We start from the raw sequence: 20,191 nt of genomic DNA, 5'->3' as shown, positions 1-20,191 counted from the left end.
CAAGAACGGAAATCAACTGTGGTCTCTTTGTGAAGACAATTATTACAATTTATATTTACCGTATTAATAAGCAGAAAAAAAACAGCCTGCCTTTTAATCGACAGACTGTTCGTTTAAAAAATTATTCATAGAGTGGGAAGCGTGAAGTGACTGCTTCAACCCGTTTGCGTGCTTCTTCCAATTTCGCTTCATCTTCATGGTTTTTAAGGACAAAAGCGATCAGGGAAGCAATTTCATCCATTTCTTGCATTCCAAATCCGCGAGATGTGACTGCTGCTGTTCCAATACGGACGCCGCTTGTTGTAAAAGGCCCTTCAGGATCGAAAGGAATAGTGTTTTTGTTGACAGTGATTCCCACATCATCCAACACTTTTTCTGCAACTTTCCCAGTAAGCCCCAAGGAACGAACATCCAACAATAATAAGTGATTGTCAGTTCCGCCGGACACAAGGTTAATGCCTTCTTTTTTAAGGCTTTCAGCCAATCTGTTGGCATTTTCGATAATCAATTTCGCGTAATCTTTGAAGTCATCACGCAAAGCTTCTCCAAACGCAACGGCTTTCGCTGCAATAACGTGCATGAGCGGGCCGCCTTGAAGCCCAGGGAATACAGATTTATCGATCGCTTTAGCAAACTTCTCTTTGCAAAAGATCATTCCGCCGCGTGGGCCGCGCAATGTTTTGTGAGTTGTTGTAGTCACAAAATCAGCATATGGCACTGGGTTAGGATGGAGTCCTGCTGCTACAAGACCTGCAATATGAGCCATGTCCACCATGAAGTATGCTCCTACTTCATCAGCAATTTCCCGGAACTTTTCAAAATCTATGACCCGCGGGTATGCACTCGCACCAGCTACAATCAACTTTGGTTTATGTTCCAATGCCTTTTGACGGACATCTTCGTAATTGATGCGGTGGTTCTCTTTATCAACTCCGTACTCAACAAAGTTGTATTGAACACCACTGAAGTTCACAGGGCTTCCATGAGTAAGGTGGCCGCCGTGAGATAAGTTCATGCCAAGAACAGTGTCTCCATGCTCAAGAACAGTAAAATAAACCGCCATGTTTGCCTGTGCACCTGAATGCGGCTGTACGTTTACATGCTCTGCACCAAAAATTTCCTTTGCTCGGTCACGTGCCAAGTCCTCTGCAATGTCTACATACTCACATCCGCCATAATAACGGCGTCCTGGATACCCTTCGGCATATTTATTTGTTAAAACCGATCCTTGCGCTTCCATTACTGCTTCGCTGACAAAGTTCTCGGATGCTATCAATTCAATTTTCGTCCGCTGTCTCTTCAATTCTTTTTGAATGGCTTCGTAAACTTGCGGATCTTCTTGTGCAATAGCACTCAAAGCACTATTTTCACTTAATTTGCTCATGTTGCTCTCCCTCATCCTTTCAGGTTTGGCTTGTATTCGTTATTCGCTTATATTTTAACACGATGGGCTCGACTTTCCAATTCCATTTTCAACAAAAACGGAACATTATTATCAGAAAGAGCATTGATTGTTCAGTTTTTGCTTTTCATATACCGCTCTTGCCCCACCGATAAGTTTTGGTCGTGTAGTTGCAATTGTAACATGGGCATCACCGATCGACTTTTGGCTGACTCTAACAGGTACCGCCACATGCTTCAAATGCATGCCTATAAATGTATCACCAATATCAATGCCCGCATCTGCCTTGATAAATTCAACTACTACAGGATCCTTCATTTGCGAGTATGCGCAAGTAGCCATGGAACCGCCAGCGTTATATACCGGAACAACCGACACTTCCTCCCAACCCTTTTCCAGAGCGGTCTGTCTTTCGATAACCAAGGCACGGTTCAAATGTTCACAGCATTGAAAAGCCAAATGGATATTTTGGTCGTCTGCAAACTTTTTCAATTCCTCATACAACATATCAGCCGCTTCCAATGTTCCGGAAGTTCCGATTTTTTTCCCGGCAATCTCAGAAGTGGAACAGCCGATTACAAGAACTTTACCTTGTGTGAGGGATAAATTTTCACTGCACTCCATAAGGAGGGTACGCATCTCTTCACGCCATTGTTCAACTGACATTTACAACGCCTCCACTAAAATATTCAAAAAGTTTACCTGCTTTCGTAATCCGTTATTTTACGAACCCGGTTTTCGTGGCGGCCACCTTCGAAATCGGTTTCCAGCCACACTTTTGCTATTTCACGGGCCAATCCCGGCCCAATAACACGCTCGCCCATCGCTAAGACATTGCTATCGTTATGAAGCCTGGTAGCTTTTGCACTAAACACATCATGTACAAGAGCGCAGCGTATGCCTTTCACTTTATTGGCAGCTATACTCATGCCAATACCCGTTCCACAAACCAGAATTCCACGGTCGCATTCCCCGCTTGCCACTTTTTCCGCAACAGGAATGGCATAATCAGGATAATCAACGGAACATCCGTCTTCACATCCCATGTCTTCATATTCAATATTCATTTCTTCCATTAGCTGGAGAATTTCCTTTCGGATGTTAATACCACCATGATCAGATGCAATTGCGACTTTCATTGAAAGATTCTCCTCCTTATTCTTCTTCACATACTTTCTTCATTATAAAAGAAGAGTAGTGCTGTTGCCATTTTAGAGCGCAGGATTATTGCCGTTAATTATGAAAAGCGCAAGACGCCCGCTTACCGGCGACAAGCACAAGGCGAATTTTGATGAGGGAGTTCCTCATCCACCACAGCGAAGCGACTGATTTCAATCACTCCGTGAGAAGTATCACCGAATTTGCTTCATGCAGCTTTGCGACGAGATTAACCTTTTCTTCCTCGAATATGCTGTGCCACAGGAGCACATTCATCTTGAATAGGCTTCCTTGCAACTTGTGACCTCGAGCCGATGGCGCCTGGCCGCCTCAGGACGCTACATCTTGTGGCTTCGGCAGGTTCAGTTGCGCTAGCACTTCCTGCGCGTCGGTGGCACTAAGACCTCCTGTCCGTCGAAGCTAGACACAACCTATCCTTGTTTGAAAAGAAAATTCAGTCTAACTTTATACTTTCTTTAATTATAAAGATAGTCTTTCAATAAGATTTTTCAATTCGGCAAAGGTTGTCCTATATGTATGGATATCCCCTCCAAACGGGTCAACAATATCAAGGTTGCCTTCTGGTCCCTCAACATATTCCTTCAGTGTGAATATTTTATCTGCGGCTGCCGGATACATGTCCATTAAAATATCTTTATGGCCCTTCGTCATGGTGAAAATATATTCAGCCCAATGCAAATCGTCTTCATTCAGCTGACTGGACCTGTGGTCCAACTGCATCTTGTTTTCCTCCAGGACTTTTATTGTATTTTGGGCTGCACGACTGCCTTCGGAGGAAAACAATCCGGCAGATCGGGCAAAAGCTTTTCCTAATTGTATATGATTAAAAATCGCCTCGGCCATCGGGCTTCGGCATGTATTGCCGGTGCAAACGAATAATACGTTTTTCATACTGGCACATCTCGCCCCTTATCTTTTTTCCTTATTATATCATTAAAAGCGAAAGCGCTCGGGGAGCGACGTACAGACTGGACGACTCCTGACGAGATAAAGGAAACACGCGAAGCAAAGCGGAGCGATGTTGACTTATCGTAGGAAAGAGGAGGAAGTCTGCTAGTCGCTGAGCGCTGGCCGCCTCCAAGCGCCACATCCTGTGGCGTCGGTGGCACTAGGACATCCTATCCGTCGTAGCTGGATATCATTAAAAGCGAAGGCGCTCGGTTAGCGACGTACAGACAGAAAAGCGGAAACGCCTTGGTCAGCCCAGACAAGCACAAGACGATTCCCGAGGAGGCAGTACTTCAGCCACCACAGGGAAGCTACTTACTTAAAACACATCATGTGAAACTACTCTGAATATGCTCCGTGCAGCTTTGCGACGAGCTGAACAAGACTTCCTCGAATTTCCCTATGGCGCAGGAGCACATCCTTCCTGAGTGTGCTTCCTTGCAGGCTTGTGACCTCGAGGGGCTAGGCGTTGCAGCTAGACACTGGACGACTCGTGACGAGATAAAGGAAAAAGAAGTGCGGAGAGTGCCTGCTTACCGACAACAAGTAGGCTAAACAATAAAAAAGCCATCCAACGGACAGCTGTAGAGCGATTATTTCTATGAATCTATATTACTGGGATTTTTTAGCCGATAACGACCAACTTGATCCCAAATGCCACTAAGATGAAGCCACCCAGCAATTCCCCGTAGAAACCCAGCCAGGTCTGTACTTTTCTCCCCAAAATTAGCCCACTCCAAGTCAAGATAGTGGCCACCGCTCCGAAAATAATCATGGCAGCGACCGCTCTTGCACCAAACATTCCCAAACTCAATCCTGCTGAAAAACTGTCCAAGCTTACAACCATACTAAAAATAATTAAGCCCCAACCAATAGGTGCCACGATTGTTTGTTCATCATTGCGAAAACATGAAACTACCATCAGTGCCCCCATAATCACGAGAAGCATGCCGCCAATATAACCTGTAATCTTTCCAAATGTAGCGGACAGCATATGTCCCGTCATGATTCCAAGTAGCGGCATGGCCATATGAAAAATACCAATTGTTATTCCAATAGAAAATATCTGACGTAACCTGAGTTTAAATATCCCCATGCCAAGTGAAACAGAAAAAGCATCCATTCCCACAGCAAAGGCCATGATCACTAATGTAACAAATTCCGGAAATGTCATGGAATGACCCCTTTCACCTCGGACGTGCCTATAAAAATCATATGCATCGAGGTGAAGGAGTAGACGTATAGAAAAGCGCAAGCGCCCGTTAAGCGACGTACAAGTTGAAATACGGAAGACGGCCGTTTAGGGGCGACAAGCGCTGGCAGGCTCAGAGCGTGACATCCTGTCGTTTCGCTTGCACTATTACTTCCTGTACGTCGGTGGCACTAGGGCGTCCTGCCCGTCGGAGCCAAGCAGCTTTCTCCCAAGCATCGTGAGTTGCTCCTTGAATACGCTTCGTGCGCTTTGCGACGAGCTGAACAAAATCTCCTCGAGTAAGCTATGGCGCAGGAGCACTATATGTTGACTTATTGTAGTGCTCTGAATCTACTTCCTTGAAAAAGCATCCACGCAGAAAAATGGAGCTTTTTCGAGGAAAGGAGTGTGAAGCATGCTAGTTGCTGGGCGCTATAGCTAGACAAAGCCGGATTAATTCCACTTTAACGATTTGATTTTTAAGGCGTCCAGCCCTTAGAATCCTATTTCTCCTGTGTTATTCTTCTGTGGGCAGCCGCCTTTTCAAGCCTGTTCATAATGGCCGCTCCCACCCCTTTGACAGGATAAACTTCTGCATATATTAGATCAAGATTTTTTTCGTCAAAGCTTCTTAGTGCCTGATAAAGGGATTGTGCGACACTCCCCAAGTCTCTCCTGCTTCCACAGACTGCGACCGCATCTGCTTTGTAAAAAGAAGCTGACTCCCTTGGGGCAAGTATACCGACTTTTAGTCCGGATGACCTCTTTTGATCAATAAGCCCCTGAATCCATTCCTGATTTCCATCTGTTAAAAACAGCGGTGCCACCGGCGCATAGTGGCGGTATTTCATTCCAGGGGATTTAGGTGCAGCCTTGGAACCGATTAGGGCAGGATCCTGTTCCACGTTTCCAATGACTTCCTTTATTTCTTCTTTGGACACGCCGCCAGGACGCAATATAACGGGAACTTCGGCAGTACAATCAATTACAGTTGATTCAACTCCAACCCCTGTCGGTCCACCATCAACCACTCCGCCAATCAAACCAGCAAGGTCATCCAATACATGACTTGCTGAGGTGGGGCTGGGTTTTCCGGACTTATTGGCGCTCGGTGCTGCAACTGGAACTTCAGCTGCCTCGATTAGTGACAGGGCAACTGGATGATCCGGCATTCTGACGGCTACCGTATTCAGCCCAGCCGTTACCAATGAAGAAACAGCATTGGTTTTCTTATTTAATATTAACGTCAATGGACCAGGCCAAAACTTATTCATCAACAGGACAGCTGTCTCAGGGATGTTTTCTGTTAATAATTCGAGCTGCTCTACACTAGAAATGTGGACAATCAACGGATTGTCTGCCGGCCTGCCTTTTGCGGCAAATATTTTTGACACCGCAGCGTCCGATAGCGCACTAGCTCCCAGGCCATAAACCGTTTCCGTCGGGAAAGCAACTAGCTCTTCATTTTTTAAAAAATCCGCGGCTTCCACAATCTGTGGATAATCTTTTTTTCTATCCACATTACTATCCACAGACCAGTATTTTGTCTCCATAAATGCCACCTCTTTTTTCCTACGCTTTCAACCATAATATATGGGTCTTTTTTACGCCATGGTTTTTACAATCAACATGTATTTTCAGGTTTTATCAACAACTTGGGGATAAAAACCCCTGTTTTGTGGATAATCCAATTGGAATTTGTGAATAACTTGCTAAAACAGTAACACAAAAAACAAAAAATCTCCCCTTCGAGAGATTGATTGTTGATTAAAGAAGTCCATCAAACAATTCTTTTAAAAAGAATTTGACCTCCACTTCCTCCTCCTGCTCACCAACGAATGTCGGCGCTGGAACATCCGGCTGGCCTCCTGCCTGGTCAATTACATTTTCATCAAGTTGAATTTCTGAATCCACAGGGTTTTCCACATCTTCGTCAATTCCCTGGCTGACCGCAGCACTGTTTGAAAAGTCCAGGAAGCAAAGCGGCGGAAACAGTACACACCACCAATTAGCTCCCTTCCCCTCGCCAAGAGTGATCAATACAGCTTCATAGGTTCCTGCGGGATAAAGGTATTGCCCATAAAGCTTCGTCGGGAACTGCACATCCCCAAAATCAATGTGGACTGAATAATCAAAATCGTTCTTTTCAAGCTCTTCCTTCGCAATGCTTTCAAGCTCCGGCAGTCTTGAAGATATTACATTACGCGCTTCATCAATGGATGTTAATTCTTCCACCCATTCATTTATTTGTTTATTCACAGCATCTCGGACAGCCCTTTTGACTTCCTGGTCTTTTTCGCTGTCACTGTTGGCAAGAATCCTTAATCGAATTGCTTCTTCCGGAATAACCATAATATTTTCAGCAGCTGCGCTCTCATTTTCAGGAGCATAGAAGCTAACGACAGCTGCTAGTGAAAGAATGGCAATGTATATCCACGCTATATTTTTTTGATAGAATTTTTGTTTACTATTTTTCCTCATATTCCCCACCCGTCCCTTCACTAGGACAGTATGGACAACATTTGAATCGTATAATCAATTGAATCATATTTTCCTAACGTATCATGGTGACAATGCGCTCTTTTCCGTTAATATCATTGATTATTTCAATTTCAGCCTCCGGAAAACTGACCTCCAACAAACTGCTCACGGCCTTGCCCTGGCCATCCCCGATTTCAAACGCCGCAATTGCGACTTCACTTAAAACTCCCGGCAAGTCCCGCGCAAATCTGCGATAAAAATCCAATCCATCTTCCCCACCAAATAGAGCTGTATGAGGCTCATGCTCAGAAACAACCTTTGACAACACTTCATCAGCTGGGATGTAGGGCGGATTGGACACAACTACATCCAGTTTCTGCCGGCTTCCGATGAAGGGTTGAAGCAAATCACCCTGCAAAAATTCAATTTCTGCATTCAGCCGTTCCGCATTGCGTTTGGCAGTTGCGAGGGCCTTTTTAGACAGATCGGAAGCAAAAACTGACAACTCGGGTCTTTCCAATTTTAACGTCACAGCTATAGCACCGCTTCCTGTGCCAATATCAGCCACTTTAAGGTCTTGTAATGAGGAACCGAACTTCGCCTCGATCTTTTGTAAAACAGCTTCGATCAGTTCTTCCGTCTCCGGACGCGGAATAAGAACATCTTCGTTTACTAGGAATTCCCTACCGTAAAACTCTTCATGACCAATAATATGCTGAACAGGCTTACCTTCCGCATGTTCCTTTACAGCTACTTCAAACTGCTCCCATTGATGATCAGCAAGAGACATTCTCTGTTCAGCTAAAAGTGTTGAGCGGCTCATGTCCAGTTGGGCTCTCAACAGAATTTCACCAGCATTGGTATCCCGTCCATTTTCTTTTAAAAAAGAAGAAGCCCAGGAAAGGGCTTTGAATATGGTCCGTTCGTTTGACAATTAATCTTCCACGCTTTCGAGCTTTTTGGATTGATCTTCAACAATCAGTGCATCAATGACTTCATCCAGCTTGCCTTCCAATATTTGATCCAGCTTCTGGATTGTAAGGCCGATCCGGTGGTCCGTCACACGATTTTGCGGAAAGTTGTACGTCCGGATCCTTTCTGAGCGATCACCGGTTCCAACAGCTGATTTACGGTTCGCATCATACTCTTGCTGCGCCTCCTGCTGGAACTTATCATAAACGCGGGCACGAAGAACTTTCATCGCCTTTTCCTTATTTTTAATCTGTGATTTTTCGTCCTGGCAGGAGACAACAGTTCCCGTAGGAATATGCGTTAAACGTACAGCAGACATCGTCGTATTTACGCTTTGCCCGCCCGGTCCACTAGATGCAAAAGTGTCAACGCGAATATCTTTTTCATGTATATCCACTTCAACCTCTTCAGCTTCAGGAAGTACAGCCACCGTCGCAGTGGACGTATGGATTCTTCCGCCCGACTCCGTTTCCGGTACACGCTGCACCCTATGGGCTCCATTTTCATATTTCAGTCTGGAAAAAGCTCCGTTACCATTTATGATGAAGATGATTTCCTTAAAACCGCCAAGACCCGTGGAATGTTCTTCAATCACTTCTGTCTTCCATCCTTGCGCCTCCGCATACCTGCTATACATGCGGTAAAGGGCGCCGGCAAACAGAGCGGCCTCGTCACCGCCTGCAGCTCCACGAATTTCCATAATGACGTTTTTATCATCGTTCGGGTCTTTCGGGATCAACAAAATTTTCAGCCGTTCTTCCAGCTCTTCGATCCGGTCTTCCAATTCAGCGATCTCTTCCTTGACCATTTCCCGCATTTCCGCATCTAGCTTATCATCGAGCATTTCTTTGGCATCATCGTATTCCGACTTAGCCTCTTTATATTCCCTGTAAACTTCAACCGTTTCCGAAATTGATGATTGTTCTTTCGAATACTCCCTGAGCTTTTCAGAGTCACTGACGATTTCGGGATCGCTTAACAATTCATTTAATTTTTCATACCGGTCTTCAACCGATTGTAATCTATCGAACACAAGTCTTCACCTCAAAGTTTTTCCAATCATTTAGCTCTTTTTATAGTACACTGTCCACTTTCCGCAAAGCAAATTTTTTTATAAGAAAAGCGGAGCTTAGCCCCAAATCTCCTGATGGTGAAAAATACAATTTTATCAATATAAAGCCATTGTATTGTCTGTCTGCACTGCCAACCGAATTGGCAAATGAAAAAGTGCCCATAATAAAAACAATCAATTGATAAAGGATGATTTCCTATGATTTATATTTATAATGATTATGGCGGAACACATACCACGGCTTTGGCTGCTGCGTATCATTTAAAACAATTACCTCAATCAGAAAGAAAACTAACCTCAGAAGAGATATTAAATGTAAAGTATTTTAATCGACTAACGAGAAAAGATTTTGGAAAACTAATTTTTCACGGAAACGATGAAGATGGCAACGCAGTGTATACCATAGGACGAAAAAGGAACAAACTTGTTGTTCCAGCTTTAAAAGAATTGACTTTATTACTTCAAAGTAAATTTCATTTTAATGAAAAAATAGTTTTCTCCAATACATCACCTACTGTTCCAATTGTTATGTCGTTTGGGGGATTTTTCTCGAGAGGATTGAAAATTGATTTTATAGGTGTTCCGTTATTAGTAAAAGGTGCAAAACAATGCTGTGATAATATTTATAAGTTAGTTGAAAATACGAAACAAGTTGCTAAAACATCTCATTATGAAGACGTGATTGTTTTAGAAAATGAAAAATATAAGTAGTACAGCAACACGATCCATTATTACGCTAACTGACAACGTCTGTTTAAACGAAAACTTCATCCTTGATATGGCGTGTATGTGTCAGGGTCAAGTGCCTCCGAAGTAGGTATTGTAATGTCGCGGCCTATATCTTTTCTTATTTGCTCTATAGGCAATCCCTTTAGTTCCGTTTTTTAGCCGATCTGCATCCCCTTCATGGACATAGATTGTTTTAAATTCGCTATGGCCTCCAATATGGTCTGCGTGAGTTAGTTGATTAGTTATTCTATTCATATTTTCAATACCTAGACCCGAATCAATTAATGCGGCTTTTTCTGCCCTATTAATAGAAAAAAACGACCTTTTCCCAAAGTCCATACTCACTTATAGCAAAAGTGATATGATCTATTTCCGTAATAGCGAACCAAGCGCCAGGTATTTTTAACATGCTTCTCCCCTCACTTTTGATTAATATTTACTATTTCAGCTCTCCTTTTCTTTGGAACTATTGAATTTTTCCACAATCTGACCCAATTCAAGAAGCGCACTCATTTTAAAAAGTGCGCCCGATCATTGGAATAACAGAGAACAACCTAATCTCTTTCTCTTGCCCTTTGTGTATCCCTAATATTCTTCTGGACTGTTATGGCTGCAAATAAACTAAGAACAAATGCCATACCATAAAATCCCTTTTCGCTTAAAACAATACTTCCTGCATTGTATAAACCGATGGCCATTAACGAAATCGATACGATAAGTGCAAACCAGCTAATCCCATAATAAATATTTGTAACTGGTATTCCCTCATCCTTATCCCTGACTGCTTTTTGTAAAGATACCGCTGAATAGAGACCGAATATCAAAACTGCAAAGTAGTATCCTTTTTCGTTCAGTTGCATTGTTGCGTTATACAAACCTATGAGATAAGCTGTAACACCCACTAACAACGCTCCCCAGGAAGCCCCTTTGAAAGCTCCAGTCGGCTCTCCCTCTTTTCTCTCTACTTTCAGTTTTATATCTTTTTCTTTTCCCTTATCAAATACAATTTCATTATCACCAGACATTGATATTTCACCTCCGCCTCTTTATCTAATAAAAATTAAGCGCTGCAGATCACTGTTGCTTTCTTACTTAAGTCTATTATATAGAATTTTCTTACAAACAGTAGATGTTTTTACTAATATGCAAGCCCATTTTTAGATGGACAAACCCATTCTCCACTGAAATGCTTACCCCCTAGTATCATACGGATGTTGAACATACAAATCCGACTTTTTTCAGAACCCATCTTGGAAAGACCTTTAATCCCTTTTAAAAGAGCCATTTGAATAAAGTAGGCTCTTGGTTTTCCAAAAAGCGGTTCTTTGTTCTTTATTAACATGTGGATAAAATAAAAAAAAGAAAATCCAGCACTTGGCTGGATTTTCTGTTGATAATTCTATTCTTCACTTTTCACCGGCTGTTTTAAATGTTCACTAATCCCTGAAGGCACCTCATGATGGCGGCGGCATCTCGCTTCATAAGCCTCGGATGCCCCAACTAAAATAATAGGGTCGTCATAGCAGGCGGGCGCGCCGTCAATGAGACGCTGCGTTCGGCTCGCCGATTCTCCGCAGACAACACAGACTGCCTGCAGCTTTGTCACGGATTCTGCCATCGCCAGCAACTGAGGCATAGAGCCAAACGGCTCACCGCGGAAATCCTGATCCAATCCTGCGACAAGCACTCTGTGGCCAGAATCTGCCAATTGATTGACGACATCCACAATATTCTCATCAAAGAATTGGGCTTCATCCACAGCAATAACATCCACATCTGCATGAACCCACTTAAAAATGTCGTCAGCGTTATCCACAGGCTGTGCCATAGCGGAGATTCCATTGTGGGATACCACTTCATTGATACTGTATCGATCGTCCAATTTTGGCTTGAATACCATCAAATTTTGCCGCGCATATTGCGCCCTTCTAATTCGCCGGATCAACTCTTCTGTTTTACCGGAAAACATGCTGCCGCAAATCACTTCAATTGAGCCTTTTTGATTGGTGACCTCCACTTATCCACACCTCTATCAATCCACAGTATTATTCCTGAAATTTTATCCACAATTTCAGTTTTTACGCGTTTTTATATAAAAGTAATCCACAAACTTACTTTAGCAACGATGATTGAAATTGAAATATTATTTTAATAAGCAAGGACTGTCCAGCTCCAGCGCCCACCGACTAGCAAACTTCGCACTCCTTTCCTCGAAAAAGCTCCGCTTTTTCTGCGTGGATGTTTTTCAAGGAAGTGATTTCAGAGCACTACGATAAGTCAACATCGGCTCCGACGGACAGGATGTCCTAGTGCCACCGAAGCCACAGGATGTGGCGCTTTGAGGCGGCCAAGTCGCCGTGTTTCCTTTATCTCATTGCGGAGTACTCCAGTTTGTACGTCGCTTAACGGGCGCTTCCACTTTTCTTAATAGGCATAAAAAAACAGGCAATCGATCTTGCCTGTTTTTAAAACGATTATTTAAGTCCGTATTTTTTGTTAAAGCGATCAACACGTCCGTCCGCAGATGCGAATTTTTGACGTCCAGTGTAGAATGGGTGACAAGCTGAACAAATTTCCACACGGATGTTGTCTTTTACAGAGCCGCTTTCGAATTCGTTACCGCATGCGCATTTTACAGTCGCTTTTTTATATTCTGGATGGATTCCTGTTTTCATTACATTTCATCTCCTTAATGCCCTGAATCATTTGCTGAAACAGAGTTATATATTACGATGCAGCCCTCAAGCTACAGTAATCTAAAAAAGCACATTTTTAATTATAGCAAGGCGAAGATGAAAATGCAATTCTCGAAAAGAAACTTTTTAAAAATTTCATTTTGCTGTGAGAGCTTCAAAAAACTCTTCATTTGACTTCGTCTGCTTCAGCTTGCGGAGGAATTTTTCGGCAAAGTCAGGGCTGTCTGACATTGCTTTACGTAACTTCCACATTTTCTCAAGCTGGTCTTTTGGAATGAGCAGTTCCTCTTTCCTTGTACCGGAGCGGCGGATATCGATAGCCGGAAAAATTCTTCTCTCGGCAAGCGAACGATCCAAATGAAGCTCCAAGTTTCCTGTACCCTTAAATTCTTCATAGATGACATCATCCATTCGGGATCCCGTATCGACAAGGGCCGTAGCCAAAATGGTCAAACTGCCGCCCTCTTCGATATTACGTGCAGCACCGAAAAAGCGTTTCGGACGGTGGAATGCAGCGGGGTCAATACCTCCAGAGAGCGTTCTTCCGCTTGGCGGAATAACAAGGTTATAAGCACGCGCGAGCCTGGTGATACTGTCCATCAAAATAATCACATCTCGTTTATGCTCAACAAGTCGCATAGCGCGTTCAAGTACAAGCTCAGCGACTTTAATATGATTTTCAGGAACTTCATCGAATGTGGAGCTGACAACCTCTGCATCTACTGAGCGTTCGATATCTGTAACTTCCTCGGGCCGCTCATCAATCAACAGAACTATCAATTCCGCTTCAGGATGATTCGTCGTTATTGAATTCGCAATGGATTTCAACAGCATCGTTTTACCAGCTTTCGGAGGAGCCACGATCAAACCACGTTGACCGAAACCAACCGGGGAAATCAGATCCATGATCCTGGTAGACAAATTCGTTGGAGTAGTTTCAAGCTTAATCTGCCTGTCTGGATATAGAGGCGTCAATGCTGGGAAGTGAACACGTTCCTTCGCGCTCTCCGGATCGTCTCCGTTGACCGCTTCCACATGAAGCAATCCGTAATATCGCTCGTTTTCCTTAGGCGGACGCACTTTACCGGAAACTTTATCACCGTTGCGCAAATCAAAGCGACGAATCTGGGATGCCGAAATATATATGTCTTCAGAGCTTGCCGTATAGTTAATCGGCCTTAAGAATCCAAATCCTTCTGACTGGATAATTTCCAGAACGCCTTCCATGAAAAAGAAGCCTTCCTGCTCTGCTCGAGCTTTCAAAATGGCAAATATCAATTCTTTTTTTGTCAGTTTGCTGTAATAGGAAACTTTGTATTCGCGAGCAAGTTCATATAATTCTTTCAGTTTCATATCTTCCAATGAAGAGATAGTTAAACCAGCCATTTCTACACCACACTTTTTTCATAATAATTATTTTTTTCATAACCTTAAATTTGCGCACACTTATTTTCATCCTGTATTAAATCTTCTTTTATGTAATCCTCGTGAAGTCAATATTGTAAAAGTAACTTTGTGTTGAAAAAGTGGAAGGATTGTTTTGAGTGCATTTCACTTGAAGAATAGGAAGAATTTTGACCATGGCTTTATGTAACAACAAAAAAGTCAGGAAGGAGGGAACTTGTCCCTCCTAAAAAAATTAAGATTCCACAACCATATTTGGCTTTTTGTTAAGACTGTGGCGGCCTTCGATAAAGCGGATTGTACCGGATTTGGCACGCAAGACGATAGAATGGGTAGATCCATAAGAGCCTTTGAATTGAACCCCTTTAAGCAATTCGCCGTCTGTCACTCCTGTGGCAGCAAAAATAGCGTCATCGCCTTTCACCAAATCTTCCATTCTGAATACCTGATTCACATCAATATTCATTTTCTTGCATCGCTCTATTTCAGTATCGTTAGATGGTACTAGTCTACCTTGAAGCTCACCGCCCAGGCACTTAAGTGCCGCTGCAGCGATGACGCCTTCAGGAGCGCCGCCCGTACCGAACAAAATATCCACGCCTGTCTGATCAAAAGCTGTATTGATTGCTCCGGCGACATCACCGTTATCAATCAACTTGATCCGGGCCCCGGCTTCGCGAAGCTCCGCAATAATCGCTTCATGACGAGGGCGGTTAAGTACAGTTGCGACAACATCTTCAATATTTTTATTTTTGGCTTTTGCCACTGCTTTTAAATTATCCGTAACTGAGGCATTCAAGTCGATTGTTCCAACTGCTTCAGGTCCGACAGCAATCTTTTCCATATACATATCCGGAGCATGAAGAAGATTACCAGCATCGGCAATAGCGATTACAGACAAAGCATTCCATCCACCGGAAGCCACAATCGAAGTACCTTCCAGCGGGTCAACGGCTACATCGACCTTCGGACCCTGTCCTGTTCCAAGTTTTTCACCGATATAGAGCATGGGAGCCTCATCCATTTCCCCTTCACCGATCACAACGGTACCTTGCATCGGAATTGTATCAAAAACATTGCGCATCGCGGAGGTAGCTGCATCATCCGCTTCGTTTTTCATGCCGCGGCCCATCCATCTTGCAGATTTGAGCGCAGCTGCTTCTGTCACCCTTACGAGTTCCATTGTTAAACTTCTTTCCATTGACTTTCCTCCCGTCATTGGCTGCAATCTTCTTTGATTGCCCTGAAATAAAAGTATATCATATTTCTGCCATTTTCTGTATCGTATAGAATCTGCCATTCATAGGAAAGAATGGATTGACTTAGGAACTTTTCAACTGTTCAATCTCTTGTTCTGTCATTTTTTCACGCCAAATTGTAGCACCGAGACCATTCAGCTTTTCCACCAATCCGCTGTAGCCCCTATCAATATGCTCAAGACCGGTGACCTCGGTAATTCCCTCAGCCATTAACCCTGCAATAACCAGGGCGGCCCCCGCTCTCAAATCAGAAGCCTTGACTTTGGCCCCCTGAAGGATAGAAGGGCCGTTAACAATGGCGGAACTTCCCTCAACCTTAATATTGGCGTTCATCCGGCGAAGCTCGTCAATATGCTTGAAACGGGCGGAATAGATTGTATCGGTAACAATGGCTGAGCCTTCTGCCTTCGTCAAGAGCGCAGTGAATGGCTGCTGCAAATCTGTTGGGAAGCCTGGATAAACGAGTGTCTTTACGTCCACTGCTTTCAAACTTTCACTCTTGCCGATAAAAACCTGCTCATCGCTTGTTTCGACAGGAACACCCATTTCTCTTAATTTGGCAGTGAGAGACTCCAAGTGGTGGGGAATAACATTATCTATCAATACCCCAGCCCCGATCGCCGACCCTAAAATCATAAATGTGCCTGCTTCGATACGGTCCGGGATGATTGTATGCTGGCAGCCGTGCAAGCGATCCACTCCATCAATCCGGATGACATCCGTTCCTGCACCTTTGATTTTAGCCCCCATGTTCGTCAAAAGGGTCGCTACATCAATAATTTCCGGTTCTTTGGCAGCATTTTCTATCACTGTCCGTCCTTTTGCTTTCACAGCTGCCAGCATGATATTAATCGTGGCACCGACACTTACAACGTCAAGATAAATCCGGGCTCCATGCAATTCATCTGCTCTCAGATACAAAGCTCCCTGTTCATTCGTCACCTTAGCACCCAGAGCCTCAAATCCTTTAATGTGCTGATCGATCGGGCGCGGTCCAAGATGGCAGCCGCCCGGTAAGCCGATGACTGCTTTCTTGAAACGTCCGAGCATAGCCCCCATCAAGTAATAAGATGCCCTAAGCTTTTTCACTTTTCCGTTCGGCAAGGGCATTGAAATCATTTGACTCGGGTCCACGTGCATAACATCATTGTCCAGCTTAACCTTTCCGCCGATTTCTTCCAATAAGCCGCTCAACGAATCTACATCCGAAATGTCAGGTAAACCCTCAATTTTTACAGGGGAATCTGCCAGAATGGTAGCTGGTATAAGTGCGACAGCACTGTTCTTTGCACCGCTTACTTTTATTGTTCCTTTTAACGGGTAACCGCCAGCAATCTTTAGCTTCTCCATCTTTGACTTCCTTTCACGCCTGTTAAGTATAATTATTAAAGAAAAGTGCAAGGCGCGCAGCCTTAAGCGACAAGCACAAAACGAATTGCAAGGAGGCAGATTTTCAGCCACCCCAGCAAATCAGCTGGTTTCAACTTACTGAATTGTTTCTTGCGGCTTTGCGAAGAGGGAAGCTTGCGCTACCTCGAATAGGCCGCAGGAACACATTCATCCTGAATAAGCTTCCTTGCAGCTTGTGACTCGAGCCGAAGGCGCCTGGCCGCCTCAGGACGCGACATCCTGTCGCTTCGCTTGCACTAGTACTCCCTGTACATCGGTGGCACTAGGACCTCCTGTCCGTCGGAGCTAGACATAACGAATCCTCGTTTGAATAGAAACCCTGTCTAACTTTATACTTTCTTTAATTTCAAAAAAAGGCATTATACCCCTTATTATAAACAAAATTAGGCGAAACATGTAGGTTCGGATGACTAAACATGAAAATTATTACTTATTTCTGGCTTCCCAATCACGGATAAAGGATTCAATTCCCCAATCTGTCAACGGATGTTTAAACAGCTGTACAAGCACTTTGTACGGAAGTGTCGCAATATGCGCACCATTTAATGCAGCTTCTGTCACATGCTGAGGATGGCGAATGGATGCAGCAATGATTTGAGTATCGAGATTGTGAATGGCATAGATATCCGCAATCTCAGAGATGACCTCCGCCCCGCTGTGGCCGATATCATCCAGGCGGCCGATGAATGGAGAAACATAAGTGGCTCCTGCGCGAGCTGCAACGAGAGCTTGATTGGAGTTAAAAATAAGAGTAACATTCGTTTTAATATTTTCTTTGGAAAGAATACTCACAGCTTTCATCCCATCATGGGTCATAGGGATTTTCACCGTAATATTCGGAGCGATGGCTGCCAGCTCCATTCCTTCTTTAACCATCCCATCCGTATCTAGCGCGATCACTTCAGCACTGACGGATCCGGGAACAACTTTTGTAATTTCTTTTAGGCGCTCATGAAATGAAACATCTTCTTTTGCGACCAATGAAGGGTTTGTTGTGACTCCGTCAATGAGCCCAAATTCAATCGCTTTCTCTATTTCATTAAGGTTGGCAGTATCAAGAAAAAATTTCAATGGGTACAACTCCTTTTTAATGTTTTGTCTAGCTGTCTCATTCTAAGTGCGCTGCGCTTCTTTTATTGTCTAGCTCCAGGCGCCTTGCGCTTTTCTTTATATAATATGGAAACCGCCATAGATAAGCCAGGCGGTTTCATTGTTCTCTATTTCTATAGTTTTTATAAGGCGTTTACGCTTTTCCTGAAGATCCGAAATCTCTCATTTTTCCAATGACAGTTTCTTTAATCGCTTCCCTTGCAGGGCCCAAAAACTTACGAGGATCATACATTTCAGGATTTTCTGCGAGCACTTCACGCACACGCTTTGCGGAAGACATCTGGTTTTCCGTATTTACGTTAATTTTGGCTGTTCCTAAGGAAATCGCTCTTTGAATATCCTTTAACGGAATGCCTGTTCCTCCATGGAGAACGAGCGGCACACCTGTTAAGTTCATGACTTCTTCCATTCGATCGAACCCTAGGTTCGGCTCTCCTTTGTATGGTCCATGGACAGAACCGAGAGCAGGCGCGAAGCAGTCCACATTTGTTTCACGGACAAGCTTGTCGCATTCTTCAGGAATCGCATAGGATGCTTCAGCATCGTCGACTGTCAGGTCATCTTCCTGGCCGCCGATTCTTCCTAGTTCGGCTTCTACAGAGACGCCAAACATATGAGCAAGCTCAACCACTTTCTTTGTCAGTGCAATGTTTTCATCAAGCGGCAGGTGTGAGCCGTCAATCATGACGGAGGTAAAGCCTGCATGAATTGCTTTGGCACACATTTCGAAGCTGGAACCGTGATCCAAATGGATGGCTACCGGTACAGTTACACCGTATTCCTCCATAAGAGCTTCGACCATTCCAACTACAAGTTTGAAGCCTCCCATATAGCGCGCTGCACCTTCGGAAACCCCTAGAATGACAGGTGATTTTTCCTCTTGTGCCGCCTGCAGAATAGCCTGAGTAAATTCAAGATTGTTCAGATTGAATTGGCCAACTGCATATTTCCCTTCATTCGCTTTATGTAACATCTCTCTCATTGATACTAAAGGCAAAATCTTTTTCCTCCTTTAAAATTGGGCTGCGCCCAATAAAAAAACATCAGTCATTTTGGCAGTATCATCATATCAAATTATTTCAAACAATACCATCGTTGTGGGTATTGTTTACACCTCATATTTTATGTAGCCGTACGGTTGGAATTCACCAACAAATATTTTTTCACAGCCGAACGAATCTCTTCGATATCAAACGGTTTCGGAAAATGGGCAAGTGCCCCTAATTTTTTCGTTTTTTCAATGAGGTCCAGTTCACCATATGCTGTCATGATAATGACTTTAATATGCGGATCGATCTCTTTCATTTTTTTTAAAATTTCTAGTCCATCCATCCCTGGGATCTTCATATCCAAAAGAACCAGGTCCGGTGCATGCTGTTTTGTGACATTCAATGCCTGCAAGCCATTGGCTGCCTGATAAATCTTATATCCTTCTTTTGACAAAACTTCATTCAACAATGTCCGAATTCCAAATTGATCATCAACAATCAACACTTTTTCCTTCAATGTTATCCCCCTTTTTATCATGTTAGTACTTTTAATAACCACCTCAAATCAAAAATTTCAGATTCAGTTTTTTCATATTTTCATTTTGTCGTTATATCTTTATACTTTCGCTATCCAATACAATATTTCCTTCTAAAGATATATATCATTTCCACCTTCTCCCACTGTCTCTTTCTTTTTTTCCCAAGTCAAGACATTTATAATGAAATATATCAGTTTATGAAGGGATGAAATTTTCATGTTAAAAATGTTATCCACCCAGTTAACAGGGTTGTTTCTAAAAATAAAAGATAAAGAAGAATTGTCATTGGAAGACGGTGGAAGGCTTTTAGCCCAGGCTCCAGCCGGTGAGGGCAAGATTTATCTCAAGGGAATCGGGGAGATGGAAGGCGTTGTCCGTGAAGCTTTGGAAGGGGCAGAGCCGATGAGCCATGCGGAGGACTTTAAGAGCGCGAATCATTTGACCCATACGGACCGCGTTATTATCTTCTCGCGCTTTTCAGATTGTCCGGAAGCGGTCAGCTTAGGCAAAGATCTTTTGGGTGAAGGAATTCCTTTCGTTTCCGTATCAGCAAATAGGGGAGAAAATAATGAGGATTTATCCGAGATAGCCGATGTCCATATCGATACGCACGTGATACGCCCCCTGTTGCCTGCAGATGACGGATCAAGAATTGTTTTTCCTTCCCTGATTGCCGCCTTATATATTTACCATGCGTTGAAAGTCACAATTGAAGAGATTTTATTCGAATATGAATAAAACTGCCCGGGACTTCCGGGCAGTTTTTTATAGCGTATTAAAAAATAATTATGAAAGATGGGAATTACTTT

General features: G+C 43.5%; 20 protein-coding genes. 2 read left to right on the top strand and 18 right to left on the bottom strand.

Annotated elements, in window-relative coordinates; genetic code table 11:
- Nucleotides 1-121: 121 nt before the first annotated feature.
- The 9 genes from D4T97_RS00800 to prfA form a co-directional block, all read right to left on the bottom strand.
- Nucleotides 122-1,384 carry a serine hydroxymethyltransferase gene (locus tag D4T97_RS00800; RefSeq protein WP_164525411.1) on the bottom strand — a complete coding sequence of 421 codons (1,263 nt, stop codon included), beginning with the start codon at nt 1,382-1,384 and terminating at the stop codon, nt 122-124.
- 111 nt (nt 1,385-1,495) lie between these two features.
- On the bottom strand, nt 1,496-2,068 hold the full coding sequence (locus D4T97_RS00795; RefSeq protein WP_126046713.1) for a TIGR01440 family protein: 573 nt from the start codon (nt 2,066-2,068) through the stop codon (nt 1,496-1,498).
- A 32-nt stretch (nt 2,069-2,100) separates the two neighbouring features.
- Nucleotides 2,101-2,541 (bottom strand): ribose 5-phosphate isomerase B, encoded by a 441-nt coding sequence (gene rpiB / locus D4T97_RS00790; RefSeq protein ID WP_126046710.1) that lies wholly within the window; start codon nt 2,539-2,541, stop codon nt 2,101-2,103.
- 499 nt (nt 2,542-3,040) lie between these two features.
- On the bottom strand, nt 3,041-3,472 hold the full coding sequence (locus tag D4T97_RS00785; protein ID WP_126046708.1) for a low molecular weight protein arginine phosphatase: 432 nt from the start codon (nt 3,470-3,472) through the stop codon (nt 3,041-3,043).
- A gap of 682 nt (nt 3,473-4,154) precedes the next feature.
- Entirely contained in the window at nt 4,155-4,703 is a 549-nt protein-coding gene (locus D4T97_RS00780; RefSeq protein ID WP_126046706.1) for a manganese efflux pump MntP, read from the bottom strand.
- 521 nt (nt 4,704-5,224) lie between these two features.
- Complete coding sequence (locus D4T97_RS00775; protein ID WP_126046704.1) at nt 5,225-6,274, bottom strand: L-threonylcarbamoyladenylate synthase; 1,050 nt, start codon at nt 6,272-6,274, stop codon at nt 5,225-5,227.
- 214 nt (nt 6,275-6,488) lie between these two features.
- Nucleotides 6,489-7,202, bottom strand: coding sequence for a stage II sporulation protein R (gene spoIIR / locus D4T97_RS00770; protein WP_126046702.1), 714 nt, complete (start codon nt 7,200-7,202; stop codon nt 6,489-6,491).
- A 73-nt stretch (nt 7,203-7,275) separates the two neighbouring features.
- Entirely contained in the window at nt 7,276-8,136 is an 861-nt protein-coding gene (gene prmC / locus D4T97_RS00765; protein WP_126046700.1) for a peptide chain release factor N(5)-glutamine methyltransferase, read from the bottom strand.
- Nucleotides 8,137-9,207 carry a peptide chain release factor 1 gene (gene prfA / locus D4T97_RS00760; protein WP_126046698.1) on the bottom strand — a complete coding sequence of 357 codons (1,071 nt, stop codon included), beginning with the start codon at nt 9,205-9,207 and terminating at the stop codon, nt 8,137-8,139.
- 237 nt (nt 9,208-9,444) lie between these two features.
- Here prfA and D4T97_RS00755 point away from each other — a divergent pair, with 237 nt between their 5' ends.
- Entirely contained in the window at nt 9,445-9,957 is a 513-nt protein-coding gene (locus D4T97_RS00755) for a DUF3189 family protein (RefSeq protein ID WP_126046696.1), read from the top strand.
- Between the two features lie 572 nt (nt 9,958-10,529).
- Here the strand turns inward: D4T97_RS00755 and yiaA are convergent.
- The 9 genes from yiaA to D4T97_RS00705 all read right to left on the bottom strand — a co-directional run bounded on the left by yiaA (nt 10,530) and on the right by D4T97_RS00705 (nt 19,360).
- Nucleotides 10,530-11,000, bottom strand: coding sequence for an inner membrane protein YiaA (gene yiaA / locus D4T97_RS00745; RefSeq protein ID WP_126046692.1), 471 nt, complete (start codon nt 10,998-11,000; stop codon nt 10,530-10,532).
- Between the two features lie 374 nt (nt 11,001-11,374).
- Nucleotides 11,375-11,992, bottom strand: coding sequence for a thymidine kinase (locus tag D4T97_RS00740; RefSeq protein ID WP_126046690.1), 618 nt, complete (start codon nt 11,990-11,992; stop codon nt 11,375-11,377).
- 457 nt (nt 11,993-12,449) lie between these two features.
- Nucleotides 12,450-12,650: a 50S ribosomal protein L31 gene (rpmE, locus tag D4T97_RS00735; RefSeq protein WP_126046688.1), complete on the bottom strand. Its 201-nt coding sequence runs from the start codon at nt 12,648-12,650 to the stop codon at nt 12,450-12,452.
- 156 nt (nt 12,651-12,806) lie between these two features.
- Nucleotides 12,807-14,057 (bottom strand): transcription termination factor Rho, encoded by a 1,251-nt coding sequence (gene rho / locus D4T97_RS00730; RefSeq protein WP_126046686.1) that lies wholly within the window; start codon nt 14,055-14,057, stop codon nt 12,807-12,809.
- A gap of 253 nt (nt 14,058-14,310) precedes the next feature.
- On the bottom strand, nt 14,311-15,276 hold the full coding sequence (gene glpX / locus D4T97_RS00725) for a class II fructose-bisphosphatase (protein ID WP_126046684.1): 966 nt from the start codon (nt 15,274-15,276) through the stop codon (nt 14,311-14,313).
- 121 nt (nt 15,277-15,397) lie between these two features.
- Nucleotides 15,398-16,684, bottom strand: coding sequence for a UDP-N-acetylglucosamine 1-carboxyvinyltransferase (locus D4T97_RS00720; protein WP_126046682.1), 1,287 nt, complete (start codon nt 16,682-16,684; stop codon nt 15,398-15,400).
- A 486-nt stretch (nt 16,685-17,170) separates the two neighbouring features.
- A complete protein-coding gene (gene fsa / locus D4T97_RS00715) occupies nt 17,171-17,815 on the bottom strand; it encodes a fructose-6-phosphate aldolase (protein ID WP_126046680.1) in 645 nt (214 codons plus the stop codon).
- A gap of 172 nt (nt 17,816-17,987) precedes the next feature.
- Nucleotides 17,988-18,851 carry a class II fructose-1,6-bisphosphate aldolase gene (gene fba / locus D4T97_RS00710; RefSeq protein WP_126046678.1) on the bottom strand — a complete coding sequence of 288 codons (864 nt, stop codon included), beginning with the start codon at nt 18,849-18,851 and terminating at the stop codon, nt 17,988-17,990.
- Nucleotides 18,852-18,976: 125 nt separating this feature from the next.
- Nucleotides 18,977-19,360: a response regulator gene (locus D4T97_RS00705; RefSeq protein ID WP_235872116.1), complete on the bottom strand. Its 384-nt coding sequence runs from the start codon at nt 19,358-19,360 to the stop codon at nt 18,977-18,979.
- Between the two features lie 238 nt (nt 19,361-19,598).
- Here D4T97_RS00705 and D4T97_RS00700 point away from each other — a divergent pair, with 238 nt between their 5' ends.
- Entirely contained in the window at nt 19,599-20,120 is a 522-nt protein-coding gene (locus D4T97_RS00700) for a DUF2529 domain-containing protein (RefSeq protein WP_126046676.1), read from the top strand.
- Nucleotides 20,121-20,191 lie beyond the last annotated feature (71 nt).

This window comes from Siminovitchia acidinfaciens (assembly GCF_003605385.1).
Lineage (GTDB): Bacteria > Bacillota > Bacilli > Bacillales > Bacillaceae_C > Siminovitchia > Siminovitchia acidinfaciens.
This window is presented reverse-complemented; position numbering and strand designations above follow the sequence as displayed.

Bases quoted from the DNA above. Each gene is read 5' to 3' on its own strand.
- D4T97_RS00800 (WP_164525411.1), bottom strand. From the start codon at position 1,384: ATGAGCAAATTAAGTGAAAATAGTGCTTTGAGTGCTATTGCACAAGAA.
- D4T97_RS00795 (WP_126046713.1), bottom strand. From the start codon at position 2,068: ATGTCAGTTGAACAATGGCGTGAAGAGATGCGTACCCTCCTTATGGAG.
- rpiB (WP_126046710.1), bottom strand. From the start codon at position 2,541: ATGAAAGTCGCAATTGCATCTGATCATGGTGGTATTAACATCCGAAAG.
- D4T97_RS00785 (WP_126046708.1), bottom strand. From the start codon at position 3,472: ATGAAAAACGTATTATTCGTTTGCACCGGCAATACATGCCGAAGCCCG.
- D4T97_RS00780 (WP_126046706.1), bottom strand. From the start codon at position 4,703: ATGACATTTCCGGAATTTGTTACATTAGTGATCATGGCCTTTGCTGTG.
- D4T97_RS00775 (WP_126046704.1), bottom strand. From the start codon at position 6,274: ATGGAGACAAAATACTGGTCTGTGGATAGTAATGTGGATAGAAAAAAA.
- spoIIR (WP_126046702.1), bottom strand. From the start codon at position 7,202: ATGAGGAAAAATAGTAAACAAAAATTCTATCAAAAAAATATAGCGTGG.
- D4T97_RS00755 (WP_126046696.1), top strand. From the start codon at position 9,445: ATGATTTATATTTATAATGATTATGGCGGAACACATACCACGGCTTTG.
- yiaA (WP_126046692.1), bottom strand. From the start codon at position 11,000: ATGTCTGGTGATAATGAAATTGTATTTGATAAGGGAAAAGAAAAAGAT.
- rpmE (WP_126046688.1), bottom strand. From the start codon at position 12,650: ATGAAAACAGGAATCCATCCAGAATATAAAAAAGCGACTGTAAAATGC.
- rho (WP_126046686.1), bottom strand. From the start codon at position 14,057: ATGGCTGGTTTAACTATCTCTTCATTGGAAGATATGAAACTGAAAGAA.
- glpX (WP_126046684.1), bottom strand. From the start codon at position 15,276: ATGGAAAGAAGTTTAACAATGGAACTCGTAAGGGTGACAGAAGCAGCT.
- D4T97_RS00720 (WP_126046682.1), bottom strand. From the start codon at position 16,684: ATGGAGAAGCTAAAGATTGCTGGCGGTTACCCGTTAAAAGGAACAATA.
- D4T97_RS00700 (WP_126046676.1), top strand. From the start codon at position 19,599: ATGTTAAAAATGTTATCCACCCAGTTAACAGGGTTGTTTCTAAAAATA.